At 44.4% G+C, this 16,891-nt stretch carries 14 protein-coding genes; 8 read left to right on the top strand and 6 right to left on the bottom strand.

Features of this window, described 5'->3' with window-relative positions; translation table 11 throughout:
• The first annotated feature begins 35 nt into the window (after window positions 1–35).
• From JMY03_RS10230 to JMY03_RS10220, 3 genes are read left to right on the top strand one after another with little or no spacing between them, the layout of a single operon-like run.
• Complete coding sequence (locus JMY03_RS10230) at window positions 36–1,544, top strand: cytochrome ubiquinol oxidase subunit I (RefSeq protein WP_201603539.1); 1,509 nt, start codon at window positions 36–38, stop codon at window positions 1,542–1,544.
• On the top strand, window positions 1,544–2,560 hold the full coding sequence (cydB, locus tag JMY03_RS10225; protein WP_201603538.1) for a cytochrome d ubiquinol oxidase subunit II: 1,017 nt from the start codon (window positions 1,544–1,546) through the stop codon (window positions 2,558–2,560). Before JMY03_RS10230 ends, cydB begins: the two co-directional genes overlap by 1 nt.
• A 45-nt stretch (window positions 2,561–2,605) precedes the next feature.
• Complete coding sequence (locus JMY03_RS10220; RefSeq protein WP_156923998.1) at window positions 2,606–2,722, top strand: DUF2474 domain-containing protein; 117 nt, start codon at window positions 2,606–2,608, stop codon at window positions 2,720–2,722.
• A gap of 109 nt (window positions 2,723–2,831) precedes the next feature.
• Here JMY03_RS10220 and JMY03_RS10215 read toward each other — a convergent pair whose 3' ends face one another.
• From JMY03_RS10215 to JMY03_RS10200, 4 genes are all read right to left on the bottom strand, one after another.
• The gene (locus JMY03_RS10215; protein ID WP_201603537.1) at window positions 2,832–3,581 is read right to left on the bottom strand and encodes an MBL fold metallo-hydrolase; all 750 of its coding nucleotides are present in this window, start codon (window positions 3,579–3,581) and stop codon (window positions 2,832–2,834) included.
• Between the two features lie 184 nt (window positions 3,582–3,765).
• Window positions 3,766–4,524 carry an IS5 family transposase gene (locus JMY03_RS10210; RefSeq protein WP_192529359.1) on the bottom strand — a complete coding sequence of 253 codons (759 nt, stop codon included), beginning with the start codon at window positions 4,522–4,524 and terminating at the stop codon, window positions 3,766–3,768.
• 220 nt (window positions 4,525–4,744) lie between these two features.
• A complete protein-coding gene (gene murU, locus JMY03_RS10205) occupies window positions 4,745–5,473 on the bottom strand; it encodes an N-acetylmuramate alpha-1-phosphate uridylyltransferase MurU (protein ID WP_201603536.1) in 729 nt (242 codons plus the stop codon).
• 36 nt (window positions 5,474–5,509) lie between these two features.
• Complete coding sequence (locus JMY03_RS10200; RefSeq protein WP_227675593.1) at window positions 5,510–6,739, bottom strand: aminoglycoside phosphotransferase family protein; 1,230 nt, start codon at window positions 6,737–6,739, stop codon at window positions 5,510–5,512.
• A gap of 317 nt (window positions 6,740–7,056) precedes the next feature.
• Here JMY03_RS10200 and JMY03_RS10195 point away from each other — a divergent pair, with 317 nt between their 5' ends.
• The 3 genes from JMY03_RS10195 to JMY03_RS10185 all read left to right on the top strand — a co-directional run bounded on the left by JMY03_RS10195 (window position 7,057) and on the right by JMY03_RS10185 (window position 12,331).
• A complete protein-coding gene (locus JMY03_RS10195; protein ID WP_201603534.1) occupies window positions 7,057–10,020 on the top strand; it encodes an LPS-assembly protein LptD in 2,964 nt (987 codons plus the stop codon).
• Between the two features lie 101 nt (window positions 10,021–10,121).
• Window positions 10,122–11,519, top strand: a complete 1,398-nt coding sequence (locus tag JMY03_RS10190) for a peptidylprolyl isomerase (RefSeq protein ID WP_201603533.1) — start codon at window positions 10,122–10,124, stop codon at window positions 11,517–11,519.
• 539 nt (window positions 11,520–12,058) lie between these two features.
• Complete coding sequence (locus JMY03_RS10185; RefSeq protein WP_201603532.1) at window positions 12,059–12,331, top strand: hypothetical protein; 273 nt, start codon at window positions 12,059–12,061, stop codon at window positions 12,329–12,331.
• 421 nt (window positions 12,332–12,752) lie between these two features.
• On the opposite strand, the gene JMY03_RS10180 is transcribed toward JMY03_RS10185, so the two are convergent.
• Entirely contained in the window at window positions 12,753–13,907 is a 1,155-nt protein-coding gene (locus tag JMY03_RS10180) for an endonuclease/exonuclease/phosphatase family protein (RefSeq protein ID WP_201603531.1), read from the bottom strand.
• Window positions 13,908–14,227: 320 nt separating this feature from the next.
• Between JMY03_RS10180 and asd the strand changes: the two genes are divergently transcribed.
• The gene (gene asd, locus JMY03_RS10175) at window positions 14,228–15,361 is read left to right on the top strand and encodes an aspartate-semialdehyde dehydrogenase (RefSeq protein ID WP_201603530.1); all 1,134 of its coding nucleotides are present in this window, start codon (window positions 14,228–14,230) and stop codon (window positions 15,359–15,361) included.
• Between the two features lie 82 nt (window positions 15,362–15,443).
• Here the strand turns inward: asd and JMY03_RS10170 are convergent, their stop codons facing one another.
• Window positions 15,444–15,572: a heme-binding protein gene (locus JMY03_RS10170; RefSeq protein WP_265089638.1), complete on the bottom strand. Its 129-nt coding sequence runs from the start codon at window positions 15,570–15,572 to the stop codon at window positions 15,444–15,446.
• A gap of 144 nt (window positions 15,573–15,716) precedes the next feature.
• Here JMY03_RS10170 and tgt point away from each other — a divergent pair, with 144 nt between their 5' ends.
• The gene (tgt, locus tag JMY03_RS10165; protein WP_025647076.1) at window positions 15,717–16,868 is read left to right on the top strand and encodes a tRNA guanosine(34) transglycosylase Tgt; all 1,152 of its coding nucleotides are present in this window, start codon (window positions 15,717–15,719) and stop codon (window positions 16,866–16,868) included.
• Window positions 16,869–16,891: the final 23 nt, after the last annotated feature.

The raw sequence follows: 16,891 nt of genomic DNA, 5'->3' as shown, positions 1-16,891 counted from the left end.
TGCGCTATTTTGCTCACGAATGAAGGTAAGCGCTTATGTTCGCTGCATTTATGATCGACCAAATGGACGCGCTGATGCTCGCGCGTATTCAGTTCGCTTTTGTCATCTCTTTTCATATTGTCTTTCCGGCGTTCTCTATCGGTCTTGCCAGCTGGCTGACCGTATTAGAATTTCGCTGGCTCAAAACGGGTGATCCCATTTACGCTGAAGTCTATAAACACTGGGTCAAAATATTCGCCGTAGTGTTTGGTCTTGGCGTGGTATCAGGCGTGGTGATGTCCTACCAGTTCGGCACCAACTGGGCCGTATTCTCCGACAAAGCCGGTAACGTCTTAGGGCCTTTGCTCGCTTATGAGGTGTTAACCGCCTTTTTCTTAGAAGCGTCCTTTTTGGGGATTATGCTGTTTGGGTGGGGGCGCGTCAGCAAGCGCATGCACTTTGCCTCGACGGCAATTGTCGCTGTCGGCACGCTGATATCAGCCACTTGGATTTTATCAGCTAATAGCTTTATGCAGACGCCGCAAGGCTTTATGATAGGCGCTGATGGCCTTCTGTATCCAACCAATTGGCTTGAGATTATCTTTAACCCCTCCTTCCCTTACCGTCTTGCACATATGGTGACGGCAGCATTTTTGACTACCGCTTTTGTCATCGGCGGTATTGGTGCCTATTACCTGCAGTCCAAAAAACATCAAGATCATCGCAAGCATGGCCGCGTGATGCTAGGTATGGCGATGATTATGGCTATCTTTGTAGCGCCGCTACAAGTGCTCATCGGCGATGAGCATGGCTTGAACACCCTTGAACATCAGCCTGCAAAAGTGGCGGCGATGGAAGGTATTTGGGAAGATGAGCGCGGTGCGGCACTACGTTTATTCGCGATACCTGATCAAGATAACCAAACCAATAAGTATGAAGTGAGTATCCCTTATGTCTCGGGTTTAATTTTGACCCATTCATTAGATGGAGAAGTCAAAGGACTCAAAAATTGGGCTGTCGAGGATCAACCGCCTGTTGCTATTGTCTTTTGGGCATTTAGGATTATGGTGGGTATTGGTATGCTCATGGTACTTGTTGGCTTATTTAGTGTTTACAAGTACTTTAAAAAACAACAATTTAATCCTGAGAGTAAATGGTTCCATAGGGCTTGGATGTTTATGACGCCGATGGGCTTTATTGCGATACTAGCTGGCTGGTTCGTCACCGAAACAGGACGTCAGCCCTGGACCGTCTATGAAGTCATTCGTACTAGCGAGAGTATGTCGCCCATTGCAGCACAGCAGGTGGCGACGACTTTGATTGGCTTTATCGTACTGTATATCTTTGTCTTTGGCGCAGGTAGCTTTTACATTATCCGCCTGATTACTCAAGGGCCTAAACCGTACGAGGATCCTTCAGAGGATACTTACTATGATCATTCTGTGACCGAAGCTCAGGGCCGTGCTTTGAGTGGTGATAATGCGCCGCAAGAAAAAACAAAGGATAAGAGTGATGAGCATCTAGACAGTCCTGCTGATGATGTTGATGATGGAGGGTTGCGCTAATGTTTAACTTTGGTGATGTATTAGACTTACCCCTTATCTGGGGCGGACTTATCGCGCTATCGGTCTTTATCTATGTGCTACTCGATGGCTTTGATTTGGGCTGCGGTATTTTGTTTCCCTTTGCAGGCTCAGATAAGAACCGAAGCCGGATAATGAACTCTATCGCCCCATTTTGGGATGGTAACGAGACCTGGCTAGTGCTTGGCGGCGGCGGCTTGTTTGCCGCTTTTCCTGTCGCTTATGGCATTATCATGAGCGGCTTGTATCTACCTGTGACCTTTATGCTCTTTGGACTCATTATGCGCGGGGTGGCCTTTGAGTTTCGCTTTAAAGCCAATACCCGTCGTCATGTTTGGGACGCGTTTTTCTTTGTAGGCTCAGTGATCGCTACCTTCTCACAAGGCATTATGCTTGGCGCTTTGGTACAAGGACTCGAGGCCAGCAACCGCTTATATACTGGCGGTCCGTTTGACTGGCTCACGCCCTTCTCTATCGTTTGTGGTTTTGCCATGATTATCGGCTATGCGCTACTGGGTTCCACTTGGCTGATTATCAAGACAGAACACACGCTACAAGTATGGGCGCGCAAAGTCTCAGGTTGGATGCTCTCAGCGCTTATAGCCTCTATGATTGTAGTTACCGCCTTTATGTTCTTCTCTGATATTGAGGCGCTCGAGGGTTGGTTTAGCTTCCCAGGTCTGCTATATCTTGCCCCTATGCCGATTGTCGTATTGGCTCTGTTCTTTTTGATGCGTAAAGACCTTAAAACAGAACGTGAATATCGTCCGTTTTTGTTAGCCGTAGCGCTGTTTTTGATGGGTTATATTGGCGTCTGTTTTGCTATATTCCCGTATATAGTGCCTTATCAGATGACCATTTATGAAGCGGCAGCCGCCGATACCTCATTGTCGTTTATGCTGATAGGCGCGGTTATCATGTTACCGATTATCTTAAGCTACACTGCGTTTGCCTATTATACGTTCAAGGGCAAATCTGATCACAATCCGATGTACTGATATCTAATCAATAACAGATGTCATAGACAATAAAAGGATAAGATTATGAAAAAGCTAAGTAAAAAACAAAGCCAATGGGCGTGGTTCGTGGGTTTATATTTGGCAGGGTTTTTAGTCGTTTTTACCTTTGCACAATTAATTAGGCTGGCGATGGGACTATAAACTCCATCAGTAAAAAAACGCAGTCTTGATTATCAAGGCTGCGTTTTTTATTACGCTTATAAGCTGCGTGTCAATTGTCAGTCCTAGAAGTTGTTAGTCCTAGAACAGGCTAGCCTTGCGGACTTTGTGTCATTTGGCGACAGTATCCTGCCAAGTTCTCAGGTAAATCCTCTGGACAAACGCCGCACTGCTGATTGCCCGGCACCGCATAATTGATAAATTTTGGATACGGCAGGTTTAGATTATTCATAATGACCCTAAACTCCTCTATCGTCGTATCACCGCCAAGTCTTGGGTTGCGCTTTTTTTCTTGCGCAATTGAAGACACAAACCTCTCTTTATAGTCATGTGCAGGATACACCAAGGTCTCATCTGGTAAAGAAAACAGTTTGTCTCTTACAGAATGATACAGGGCGTCTGCGTCACCATTTTGAAAGTCCGTGCGACCGCAGCCTTCAATCAGTAAAGCGTCTCCTGTAAACACCCGTCCATCAAAGATATAGGCAAAATGCCCATCAGTATGCCCTGGTGTATGCAAAGGATGCAAAGTAATACCATCAAGCTCAAAGGGCACGCCGTCCTCTAAGCCAACATCTGCGCACTCCAAGCGATCATAAGCAGGTGCTGCAATCTTACTGCCAACCTCACGCTTCATCTCCAACGCTGCGGTAATATGATCAGCATGAATATGCGTATCAATGGTATAAGCTAGAGTCAAGCCAAGCTTATGTAGCTCAGCGAGATCGCGATCCATCGTTGCAATGACAGGATCAATCAAGACGGCTTGTCCAGTACTCGTGTCCCCTATCAAATAGGTATAAGTACTAGAGAGCGGTTCATATAATTGCTTAAAAATCATAATCATTCCTTTTTGATGTGCGTGGTTTATCGATACTGATATTTTGTAGTTTATCATTTCAGTAAAGTTAATATTTTCTATATTTAATCATTATATATTACATTATATTATATATTATTGTAAATATTTGGGTGCTGTGATAGATTTGGTAACGTACAAGCGATTACTAGGGTGTGTATAGAATTCAAATCAGGGGCAACCAGATAAAGACACAAGCGAGCATTACCGCCGCTGCATAGCTATCTTTGAGCTTATCATATCGCGTGGCAATGCCCCTAAAATGTTTCAATCTAGCAAAAGCGTTTTCTACCAAATGACGGCAACGATACAAATACCAATCTAGTGTGTCGTTACAGCTTTTAGAGTTCGACTTAACAGGTATGACTGACTGAGCACAGTGCGTGAAGATACACTCTCTAATATCGCTACTATCGTAGCCCCTGTCTGCAATCACCGCTTTAGTCTGGTTATTAATCGTGCTAAATATCAACGCCTTTGCCATCTTAGAGTCATGTACTTGCCCACCTGACAGCTCAACATGTATAGGGTTGCCACAAGCATCGACCACTAAGTGCAGTTTGCTGCTATTACCTGCAACGCTTTTACCAATGGCCTCATCAAGATGACTGGCTGCGCCTGTACTATGCTGATGAGCTTTGACCACGCTACCGTCTATAAATAACCATTCACTATCATAGTTTGCTGTGACTATCTTCATGAGCTTTTGCCATTTACCGGTTTTACGCCAGTAACGGTATTGATGATATATGCTAGACCAATGACCAAAATAAGAAGGTAAGTCTCGCCATGGACAGCCTACTCGTATGCGGTACAACATGCCTTCAACGGTACGTCTTAGATTGGGCTTGTTATATACGTTAATTTGTCGCAATATAATAAATAGCTTGTGCCAATGTTCATCGTTGAGCTTGGTGCGAGCCATAAGTGACGCCTTGTTTCTTTGTTGTGGTAAACATTAGAGTAAGGCGTTGCTTATTTTTTTCAATGTTTTCTCAATTCTATACAGCCCCTAGTATTATGTTCCATTAACAGAGATTAATATGCTGTAATCTGAAACAGTACCTGTATTAAAAAGGCTGCACTATTGTAATAGCGCAGCCTTTTTAATGATTGTCACGGTTCAACTGTTCAATCAATGACTTTTAAGAATCAGATTTATCATTTGTAGAATGATGTTTAACAAACGCATTGACTTGCTCTAAGCGCTCAGGCGTACCGACATCTATCCAGTTATCGGTAATCACTTCGGCGGTGATCTGAAACTTAAGCATCGCTTGCTTAAGTAGTGGCGCAAGAGCAGCAGGCTGACCACTGACTAGACCATCTAGTAGTCTTGGTGACATCACACTAATACCAGCGAAAGTATACTTATCCGCATCAGCAATCGGCTGCTCGCTTGCCAAGCCATTATTGATAGCGAAATCACCACCGTTATTGTGCTCAGGATTGTCTATGAGTATCAAATGCGCTTTTTGATCATTATTAAGCTCATAGTCTTTTAGACTACCAAAATCATAGCTCGTCCACACATCAGAATTGACTAAAATAAAAGGCTCATCTCGTAGCTTACCCGTTTGCAGCGCTTGAAAGATACCGCCTGCTGTCTCTAATGGCTCATCGCCTTCTTCTGACCAATGCAGATTGACGTCAAACTGCGATCCATCGCCTAGCGCTGTCATGAGCTTGTTAGCGAGCCATGAGGCATTAATAGTGATATCAGTGATACCAGCTGCTTGTAGTGCTTTGATATGCCAGACAATCAAAGGCTGTCCGCCGACTTCAACGAGTGGTTTTGGTGTCTCAAGGGTCAACGGACGCAGGCGTGTACCTTTGCCTGCTGCTAATATCATCGCTTGCGTTATTGCAGACATATCTGCTCCCTGATGTTATAAATTAGTGTAATAGGTTTAAATATACTGCTGCACAAACTTAGCCTGATAAGCGGGTAATACGGTCTCTTCTATCCATTGATTAAAGGGAATAAGTGCCTGCTTTACCTCCTCACTACCCTGCTTACTCAGCCAGTCAAGCTCGAAGAGTAAATCGCTCATAACCTTTGGAATATCGGCCAGATAACGACTCTTACCATCACGCTCAAACAAACGAATAAAGATACCGAGCACCTTTAGATGACGCTGAACGCCCATCACATTGACATCGTTTTCAAGCTGCTCAGCACTATCAGTAGTGGTCAGCTCAGCGTTTTTCTGCCTCTGCCAAAAGTCCTTAATCCAGCTAGAGATTTGTACTTCAGGCCAGTCGACATAAGCATCACGGACTAAGGAGACCAAATCATAACTATAAGCGCCGATAACCGCGTCTTGAAAGTCGATAACGCCTAAGCGCGAATGATCAGCTTGGTCTTGCATCAGATTACGACTGTGATAATCGCGGTGAACGACGACTTGTGGCTGCCGCAAAATCTCATTAATTAATGCTTTTTTGACAGTCTGCCAAAGACTAGCGTCTAAACTGACCTCAATGTGCGGTATAAACCAGTCACTAAATAAGTCCATCTCGCGATTGAGCAGCTCTTCATTATAATCAGGCAGCTGGTGCTTATCTTTGGCAGTCTCTACCGGCACTTGCTGCAGTGCAATCAAAGTCTGCATAGCCGCTTGATAATACGCATCGACTTGCGCCGGAGTTGCCCCAACCAGTAAGTGTGCAAACTCCACCGTACCAAAATCTTGCAGCACCAAAAACCCTTGCTCCATATCTTGCGCGATAAGGGTTGGTACATTAATCGCTAGTGCCATTAAAGCGGTGACGTTGATAAACTGCTGCATCGCTTGCTGCTCATCAGCTGAGTCCATCACTATATAATGCTCAGCTTCATCACTATCTGATTGGTTTAACCATTGTAGACGATGGTACTGACGACTGCTGGCATCCCCTGGCAAACTGTCGAGCTTAAAGTCTTGACCGGCAAATACTTGCTGCAACCAATGCAGTAGCTGCTGCTGACGCTCATCAGCGGCCTCGGTATCGCTCCCTATTTGCGTTGGGGTTTGGGTGCTGATTGTAGAATCAGTATTCTTAAGCGTTTTATCTGTCATCGCGCTAGTAGTCATAAAAAAATCGCCGGTTAAATAGAGTGATAAGTCAGGCAAATACTTGCTAAAATAACGAGCCATCTGAGAGTGCTTAGTATTTTTATCCGTCTTATTGACTCGCTATTCACGATTAGCCCGCTTATCAATAAGTAAATACCTTGCTGCATTACAAAATTTGCAGCAATAGTGTAGCTGATTTGGTTTTTTTTGACTATCATAAGTCAAAATAATTGTCGCTTTGCTCATTACCCACTCATTGAACAAAGATTAAACTAGTTTTTCGCGTTATAAAGCTGAGTAGCTAACTTTTGGTTTGATACTTACTTTTAAGATTCATTGACTATCTGTCTCTATCGTCATCCAGTCGGCTAATAGGTTCTACAATCATAGGTGTGCCCTTGTTATATTCTCCGCTCTACCAAAGCATTCGCTTGATTTTATTCGGTGCGTTAAGCCTATCTAGCTTAACCGTTAGTGCTGCTATCACCGATGATGTCCAACAGATGAGCGAGCCTTTGGCGACTGAAGGAGCTGAACGCGCAGTGGCGGATCTCGATACAGCTAGCGCTAATGATATGGCTGTGACGTCCCTAGAGAAGAGTACCGCTATAGGCTCAGTAACTGCTGTAGAGAACAACACTACGCTAGTAAACGATGATGCACAAATAGCGGCTAACATGGATACAGAGCAGATTGCGGTTGTTGACTCCACTATCGAGGCTAACACTGATACTGATACTGATACTGACATTACTGCTACTAATGTTGAAAATTTAAATTTCGACGACGACACTATTCAAGATAGCTTGATGCGCTTGGCAGAATTTTATGAATTAAAACCCAATAGCGATGTAACTAATGCTAACCAGGCGGCCACCAATACTGCCGCAAGTCTAGTCGATAACGACATGACTGGCGCGGAGCTAGATAACACCTTAGAGACAAAGCAAACCTTGCCAAAGCTGGGGACTGATTTAAATGTTGTTCCCATTACTGTCGATACTGCGCCGCGCTGTGAAGGTCAATGGGTCTACCCTGATCGCAATCCAAATTACCAGCGGGCAATAAATGAGGCCAATCGCGACGCCAATGCGCCTCTAAACGATCAAGACTCTATATATGCTGAGTCTGATTATGGTTATTATGATAATGTTGATTATGCTGAGTTGTCTGGCAACGTGATTATCGATCAAGGTGAGCAGCATATCGAGGCCCAAAAAGTAGTTTTGGATCTCAGCAGTGGCGTGGCAGCAGCACAAGGGCAAGTGATGTTCACTGACCAAGCGATTGGCAATGCGCCAAACCGCGGTACGGCAACCGAGCGCCCGGCGGCCACTGTTAATGATAAAGTCTCACAAGGTGGTTTGATTGGCGTCGCGGACAGCTTAAATTATAATACCGAAACCGGACAATCAACAGCTAAGGACGTGGCTTTTGCTAGCGTAGAGCTGCAAGCGCACGGCTATGCCAAGCGCTTAAACCGCCCTAACGAGACGCAGTATGAGCTTGATGAAGTGATGTTTAGTACTTGCCCGCCGACCAACCGCAAATGGCAGTTTGATGCCAAAAGCATCGATTTAGATACCGAAACAGGCCGCGGCGAAGCTTACAACACAACGTTTAAAATTGCTGATGTACCGGTATTTTATTTACCCTATTTTAATTTCCCTATAGACAATAGACGCAGCAGCGGCTTCTTATTACCGAGCGCGAGTGTCGGTAGTAAAAGCGGCCTTGAAGTTGACGTACCTTATTATTTTAATTTAGCGCCGAACTACGATGCCACCCTTAATACTCGCGTTTATACCAACCGTAACCCCATGCTCTCCGGTGAGTTTCGTTATCTAACTGAGGAGTACGGCGAAGGAATTTTTAACGGCTCTTATTTGCCCAATGATAAAAAATATGATGGTGAAGATCGTAGCAGCTTTTTTTACGATCATTATTGGTCATCTACCAGTATTCCGCGCTTAAGTGGCGACGCAAAATATAGCTATGTGTCAGATGCCGATTATCTCAACGACTTCGATACCTTGGGTTTGTCAGACAATACGTTAAACCTACCACGCCGTGCGCGGGTGAATTATTATAACGATTATGTCAATGGTGAATTAAAAGTCGAGACTTTCCAAACGCTCGATGCATTTAACAATAACGGACAGCCTTTACAAGATAAAGACAAGCCGTACTCGCGCTTGCCACAGCTTAAACTTGACTATCGTCTACCATGGGCAAAAAGCTTTGATATCACAGGCGTAAGTGACTCGGCTTATTTTAAAAAATCCATCGATGATGGCTCTGAGGCCGAAAAAAGCGGCGTTAGAGTTTATAATAAGCTAAGCGCCGCTTATCCTATCGAGGCTGCGTGGGGGTATATTAACCCTAAGCTGAGCTTACAGCACCTATATACTTCCTATGATCAAGACAGCTTAGACGCTAATAATCTCGATGAAGACGATGGTAGCCAGTCCGTATTTGTCCCGCAAGCAAGCATCGATGCTGGTCTGAACTTTTATCAGTCAGGCTCACCCTTTGGCGCCTTTGATGACACCATGGGCGGTTATCAGCTACTGAGCCCGCGGCTGAAATATACCTACTCTCCTTTTGAAGATCAGAACGATATTCCTAACTTCAACACGCGTATCGCTTCTATTAACTATCAGCAGCTCTTCTCGGACAGCTGGTTTTTGGGGTATGATCGTCTGCAAGATTTGCACGCCATTACCCCTGGTATCAATTATCGTTACATCGATGCAACGGGTGTGACACGTTTTGATGGTAGCATTGCAGAGCAGTTTTATTATGATGATGGCCGAGTAACTTTAGAAGATCAGACGCCAGTATTCGACACTGACTCGTCAGGAATGGTTTGGAATACTAGCACTCAGCCTTATAATAACGTTTGGGTCGATGTCAGCGGCGCGCTAAACAGTAGCTATGATCTAAATTACATCACTACTGAGCTACGGTACCAGCCTTCAAGCAATAGCTTATTCAACGTCGGCTTCGTCAAGCGTCAAGAAGATGAAAACACCAACCAGCTTCCTATTTCAGCGCTAACGGCGTCAGCTATCTTTCCAATAAACAACAACTGGCGAGTACTAGCACAAGGGCAGTATGACTATCGGCGCAACCAAACCCTCGATGCGTTAGTTGGCATAGATTACGAAGATTGCTGCATTGGCTTTGCCGTTTATGGTCGTCGTTATTATAATGATCTAAATATCAACGATAAACCCAATCAAGCTATCATGGCTGAAATTAGGCTCAATGGTTTAGGCAGTGACAGTGGCCGCTTAACTCGCCTATTAGCAGATAAAGTATTAGGGTTTGAGCCAACACAAACGGCTTGGAAAGACTAGCAAACGATCTACCCTATCGCTATTTAAAGTTGGCTTTTTGCCTACCAGTGCATGCCGCTGATCAACCCATAACCGACATGACGACATCAATAAGGATTATCATGAGACTTTTTTCTTTACGCCAGACGAACCGAGCCATACTCATGAGTATGAGCGCCAGTCTGGGTCTTGTACTCGCGTTGAATGCTCAAGCGGCTACTGTTGAACCGACTAATACTCAAAATGCTAGTGCTCAAAGCCAGAATACCAACCGTCTAACCTCTGCTACCAGTACCGATGGCATCATCGCGCTAGTCAATGATAACGCTATTTTAAAAAGCGATTTGATCAATGCTATTATGCAAACCCGAGCAAGAGCGCAAGCGGCAGGCCAGCCTATTGCCAACTCACCGCAGCTACAATCTGAAGTTCTTAACGGCTTGATTCAGCGCGAGTTACAGCTCTCCCTTGCCAATAGACTTGGCTTACAGCCTGATGATGCGGCTATCAATCAGCGTTTGGCGCAGATTGCTCAAGCAGAAGGCGTTAATAGCCTCGCCGGTCTACAACAAAAACTAGATGCCAACCAGCCAGGTCGTTATGCTGCCCTACGAGCGAAGTTGTTTGAAGATGCCGCTATCCAAGCCTTGCAGCAGCGCCAAGTCAGTAGCCGAGTCCGTATCAGCGAGCAGGATGTCGATGCTTTTTTAGCTTCCCCTGAAGCCAAACGTCTTAACCAAAATGAATATCAGACCATTCACGTGCGTGTGCCTTATATTGACGACTACAGCCGGCTGTCAGCCGCTCAGCGCGAGCAGGCGCTTGCCGTAGCAAATACTCTGCGCACTCGGTTATTAGAGTCTAATGTCGATGTAGAGGCAGCCATGAGCGCCGCGCAAGGTAGCTACCCTATTCCACTACAAGGTGGCGATATGGGCTTTCATAGCGCTGCTGCGCTGCCAACTGAACTATCAAGCCAGATTACTCAGCTCGACGTTGGTGAAGTGAGCGCGCCTTTGGTCACTCCAGAAGGAATCGATATCGTCAAGCTAGCCGATAAAACCGTCAATAACAAAATGATTGTGCCCCAATGGGATGTTCGACATATCTTGGTCAAAATCGATGAGTTACAGACTGATAGCCTAGCCCAGCAAAAAATCAACGATCTGTATGAGCAGCTGCGTCAAGGTGCGGATTTTGCCAGTTTAGCCTCGACTTATTCTGATGATCCCGGCTCTGCTGGACGCGGCGGCGATTTGAACTGGGTTGGCGAAGGTGAGATGGTTGGAGAATTCGAAGCGGTAATGAAGAACACTACCGTCGGCGACTATTCTGCACCCTTTAGAAGCCAGTTTGGCTGGCACATACTAAAAGTCGATGATAAGCGCCAACAAGATATCAGTAACGAGTATCGTCGTGACCTAGCTCGACAAGCTCTGTATCAACGCTTAGCACCACAAGCCACAGAAGACTGGTTACAAGAGCTACGAGCAGGCGCCTACATTCAAGTGATTGAATGATAGCGCTTAGATCGCTCACAGACCCTTATACATTTATCTCATTATCTTAAATCTGTAAGTTCTAGTCTGCGCAGTTACAAAGGGTATATGCCAAAGCATATGCCCTTTTTTTATTCTTCACGCAAAAGTCCATTAGACTCTATCCTAATAATGCTCGAATGATGCAATTATTGCTTCCAAGTCACTATCCGTAACTCATTAAAACCTTGTTAAATCTTTATTGATAATAAGAACTAAACAATTATTCTGCCGATACTATCTAAATCCTAATTATTCACGGTTAGAGTGTACTTTGTACTATGACTCTCTACAATTATCTAGCTTAGCTATAGATTAATTATTAATAAAAACAAACACTTAAATACAAAAAGATGTCTTTTGATACCCAAGTATTATTTTCTATTTTTCATGCTATTGGTAAAATATTCATTAAATACAACCGCTTAGGTTTCGCCACGCTATCAGTGATATTAATAACAAAATACTGATAATAAAGGGCGTACTAATACTAGCGTTAACTAATATCAATAGGAGAATCAGTGATAAATACTGGAGACGTACTCATTTGCACAAGTGGAAATCAATTCTATAAAGAAGGCGAGTTATATACCGTCGGCGACTTTGTGAATGATAAATACTTTATTTTATCTACAGGTCATGACGATGAGCATTGGTATGCCACCATCGATGAGCAAGGTATATATGTCAGTTTTGATTGTCTAACCGAAGAGTGCGACGATGCTTGGTTTGTCGCCACTGAAGACAAGAATGATGACTGGCTTAATGCCTATAACACTCTAGACCACGCTTAAAAATAGCCAAACATTATCTATAAAGTTTTAGAAGTATTAAATGAAGGCTAGCAGCGTGTATAATTAGCAACATTTTTTATGAATAAGAGCTTCATCGAAAAAACTATAGACAAGAAAAAACCCGAACCTTGGGCAATAGGTTCGGGTTATTGGTATTTCGTTTTATTATTATTCTATCCTTGATGACTTATAATAAGTCCTCTCTAAGCCATTTTACACCGACTCATAACGCTTGAGCTGACTCAAGGCTATGCTATAAGCCTCAACACTGCATCCTTGACTATCCTTGTGTTGATGAGTCTATTATAGGCTGACCTCACCGCGCAAACTAGACGCTAAAAGCCCTATTTTTTGTACGCTTATGCTTACAGAGGATTTGAGTCATTTGTCTATGTCATATGTAAGTATAATATAAAAGTACCTATACCGGTTTTGCTGTCTGGTCTTGTTGTGCTTCGTTGTCTTCTTCGGCATGTTGTTGTGAGACTTTTTCTCCCTCTTCTTTACCTTCTTCGATTTTATGATTGGTCTCTTGGATGTCTTCAGCATCAGTTGTAGGGGCGTTTTGTTCCTGCTTACTGGCCTCTTGCGGCTCGTATTGTAAGGTAGTCATCACTGGGAAATGATCGGAGCCAATAGAGGGCATTCGACTGATATCTACTAGCGTAAAGCACGCACTGTGAAAAATATGATCTAGCGCCCAACGCAAAAAAGGATATTTGACGTGAAAGGTATTGATAAAATGACGACCAATACGCGGATCAAGCAAGCCTGAGATGCGCTGAAAACGGCGCGTGGTTTTTGACCATGCCACGTCATTGAGATCGCCTGCTAATATAGCCGTTTGCTCATGCTCTTTGATGTGTTTGCCGACCATCAGCAGCTCTGCATCACGCGTCGTGGATTTATCTGCTTCAGTAGGGCTTGGCGGCATAGGATGCAGGCAATACAGCCAAATCACTCGGCCACTTTGCAAGCGTAACTGACTGTGAATTGAGGGAATATCATCGATAATCAGATACTTGATTTCAGGATCTATCAGCTCGAGCTTTGAGTACAAGTGCATGCCATATAAGTTGTCTAAGGGAACTTTGACCGTATAAGGATAGTCAGGCTCTATCTGCTCAAGCGCTCGCTCCCACTTCTTATCTGTCTCCAACGCGATCAGAATATCAGGGTTTTTGTCGTTTACCAAATCGACTAAATCTTGCTTTTGCTCATTGGGCGTTAATACATTAGACACCATGATTTTGATCTGGTGCTCAGCCAGCTTTGGGCCATCGGTGGCGTTTTGTACTTCTTTTTTCCACAACTGCGTATAAGGAAGCACCATTCTAAGCTGATAAGCTAAAGTCAGACTCAAGGCCAAAAACAATAGCCACTGACCTATCTGCCACTCAGAGTAGAATAAAATCATCGCCGCCCAAGCGACGACTCCTAACACCATAATCTGGATGCGCGGAAACTCGACTACTCGGACCCACCAATTATCAAGGGGCATCCAGCCCCAAATGGTCACAAAGGTGATAAACCCTGCTAACCATTGCGCGCCGTAATACAGTAAAGAGATATCCATAATATAGCTAACCATGTATTTAGATAAAGGCTAGGCCAAGAGTAAAGTCTGACTCAATAAATATATTTATTATCATTTTTAATTGTCGTACTTAATTCTCAAGCTTACTTTTGGCCTTTTATTAAGAAGCCTACTTTAGCATTTCATTAAGCGAATAAACATTATAAAACGTTACTGTTTAGAGCCCATAAATGGTAACGATATAGCAGTAAAAGAAATTTATCGAAAAATCTTGCTTTTTTGTTCTATTCACGGCATTGTTACGGGTTGTCCTTGTCACAAACTATGTCACAAACCATCGTACAAGAGGAAGGCATTTCATGAGTAATTTAACAGTAGGTTTAGTAGGCTGGCGCGGTATGGTCGGCTCAGTGCTGATTGAGCGTATGCGCGAAGAAAAAGACTTCACCGGTATCACCCCGGTGTTTTTTTCAACCAGTAACAGCGGCGGCGATGCGCCAAGCTTTGATGGTATTAGCCCAAGTAAACTCAAAGATGCTCATGATATTAAGTCTTTAGCGGACTGCGATGTGATTATTACCTGCCAAGGCGGCGACTATACTCAAAAGGTACACCAGCCTCTGCGCGATAGCGGCTGGGAGGGTTATTGGATTGATGCTGCTAGTACTTTACGTATGGATGAAGATAGCATCATTATTTTAGATCCCGTCAATCGTAATGTGATTGATAACGCTTTAGCTCATGGTAAAAAAGACTTTATCGGTGGTAACTGTACGGTATCGCTTATGCTGATGGCTATCGGTGAGCTGTTCAACAGAGGCTGGGTGGAATGGGTCAGCGCGATGACTTATCAAGCGGCAAGTGGCTCTGGCGCTAACAATATGCGTGAACTTATCAGCGGTATGGGCGTATTACAAGATGCGGTCAAAGCTGAGCTGTCTGATCCTGCCAGTGCAATCTTGGATATCGATAAAAAGATCGCCGAGACTCAGCGCTCAGCCGATTTTCCTCAGCAGTATTTTGGCGTACCCCTAGCTGGTAGCTTGATTCCTTATATCGATTCGCAAATGGACAATCAGCAATCAAGAGAAGAGTGGAAAGGCGGCGTTGAAACCAATAAGATCCTTGGTAATGATGAACAGAGTAATATTCCTATCGATGGTATGTGTGTCCGTATCGGTGCGATGCGCTGTCATGCTCAGGGTCTGACTATCAAGCTCAAAAAAGACATCCCGCTAAGCGAGATTGAAGAGGCGCTTCAAGGTAGCGATAATAAATGGCTAGATGTAGTTGAGGATACTAAGGAAGCTACAGTCGAGCGTTTAACGCCAGTAGCCGTAACTGGTACTTTAACCGTAGCTCTAGGTCGCCTGCGTAAGCTCAATATGGGGCCTGAATATTTAGGTGCATTTACTGTCGGTGACCAGCTGCTATGGGGCGCTGCAGAGCCTTTACGCCGGATGCTAAACATCATTCGTGAGCAAAACAGCTAAGTTTGACTCAAAGCATCGACTATAAAAAGACAGCATATGCTGTCTTTTTTTATTGACCCGTGTATTTGACTATAACTGGCTGTTATTCATAACGAATCATCACCTCGTTACGACGCATAAAAGGCAGCGTCCATGGCGGGTTGTAACGAGCCAGCTCAGGCTCCCCTACCATCTGTAAATTCTGCTTTTGCATCCATTCTATAAGTGTCAAACGCTATTGTCTGTGTCATTTGGGTAGAGAGCTATTAAAATAAAGGCTGTAGAGCTCTCACTTGACGAGGATAACGGTCATACAAAAAACCGCTAATAATGATATAATTAGCGCCATTTTCATAGCTCAGATAGCGATTATAATATGCAATTTACTTTACATAAAACTGCTAGTGGCGAGACTCGTGCGCGCCGTGGTACCGTTCATCTCAATCATGGCGATGTACAAACGCCTGCTTTTATGCCTGTTGGCACTTACGGCACGGTGAAAGGCATGCTGCCTCGTGATATCGAGGCCATTGGCGCCGACATTATCCTTGGCAATACCTTTCATCTTTGGCTGCGCCCGGGCACTGATATCATCGATCAGTTCGGCGGCCTGCATAAATTCATGCACTGGGACAAGCCAATCTTGACCGACTCTGGTGGCTTTCAGGTCTTCAGCCTTGGCGCAATGCGTAAAATCACCGAAGAAGGCGTACATTTTAAGTCGCCTATTGATGGTGCGAAAGTGTTTTTATCACCTGAAAAATCGATGCAGATTCAGTATAGTCTGAATTCCGACATCGTCATGCAGTTCGATGAGTGTACGCCCTATCCGGCCACGCACGCTGAAGCGAAGAAATCTTTGGAGCTCTCCTTGCGTTGGGGGCAGCGCTGTCTTAATGAGCATCAAAACCTTGGCAGTACTAATGCGCTTTTTGGTATCGTGCAAGGCAGTATGTATAGCGACTTACGTCAGCAGTCACTTGAGGGTTTACTTGAGATTGGTTTTGATGGTTATGCTATCGGCGGTCTCTCTGTGGGTGAACCCAAAGAGGAGATGATGGCGGTATTAGATTACCTACCTGATGATATGCCAGCCGATAAGCCGCGCTATCTGATGGGCGTTGGTAAGCCTGAGGATCTAATCGAAGGTGTGCGCCGCGGCGTTGATATGTTTGACTGCGTCATGCCAACTCGTAATGCACGTAATGGTCATTACTTCGTCACTGGTGATGCTGATAACACTGGAGTGGTACGCATTCGTAATAGCCAATATCGTACGGATACAGGCCCACTAGATCCTGGATGTGACTGCTACACCTGTCAGAACTTTAGCCGCGCTTATCTTTACCATCTCAATAAATGCAAAGAGATGTTAGGCGCGCAATTAGCAACTATTCATAACCTACGTTATTATCAGCGCTTGATGGCAGGTATTAGAGACGCTATTGAAGCGGATACTTTTGATGAGTTTGTGAGTGAGTTTTATAGCAAGCGCGGGCAACAAGTACCTGAGCTAACGCTGCATTAAGTCATATAGCTGTTGATAAAGGC

Origin of the sequence: Psychrobacter submarinus (genome assembly GCF_904846685.1) — a bacterium.
GTDB lineage: Bacteria > Pseudomonadota > Gammaproteobacteria > Pseudomonadales > Moraxellaceae > Psychrobacter > Psychrobacter submarinus.
This window is presented reverse-complemented; position numbering and strand designations above follow the sequence as displayed.

Coding starts and splice junctions, on each gene's coding strand:
- JMY03_RS10190 (WP_201603533.1), top strand. CDS start 10,122: ATGAGACTTTTTTCTTTACGCCAGACGAACCGAGCCATACTCATGAGT.
- JMY03_RS10200 (WP_227675593.1), bottom strand. CDS start 6,739: ATGGCTCGTTATTTTAGCAAGTATTTGCCTGACTTATCACTCTATTTA.
- murU (WP_201603536.1), bottom strand. CDS start 5,473: ATGTCTGCAATAACGCAAGCGATGATATTAGCAGCAGGCAAAGGTACA.
- cydB (WP_201603538.1), top strand. CDS start 1,544: ATGTTTAACTTTGGTGATGTATTAGACTTACCCCTTATCTGGGGCGGA.
- tgt (WP_025647076.1), top strand. CDS start 15,717: ATGCAATTTACTTTACATAAAACTGCTAGTGGCGAGACTCGTGCGCGC.
- JMY03_RS10180 (WP_201603531.1), bottom strand. CDS start 13,907: ATGGATATCTCTTTACTGTATTACGGCGCGCAATGGTTAGCAGGGTTT.
- JMY03_RS10220 (WP_156923998.1), top strand. CDS start 2,606: ATGAAAAAGCTAAGTAAAAAACAAAGCCAATGGGCGTGGTTCGTGGGT.
- JMY03_RS10210 (WP_192529359.1), bottom strand. CDS start 4,524: ATGGCTCGCACCAAGCTCAACGATGAACATTGGCACAAGCTATTTATT.
- JMY03_RS10230 (WP_201603539.1), top strand. CDS start 36: ATGTTCGCTGCATTTATGATCGACCAAATGGACGCGCTGATGCTCGCG.
- JMY03_RS10215 (WP_201603537.1), bottom strand. CDS start 3,581: ATGATTTTTAAGCAATTATATGAACCGCTCTCTAGTACTTATACCTAT.
- asd (WP_201603530.1), top strand. CDS start 14,228: ATGAGTAATTTAACAGTAGGTTTAGTAGGCTGGCGCGGTATGGTCGGC.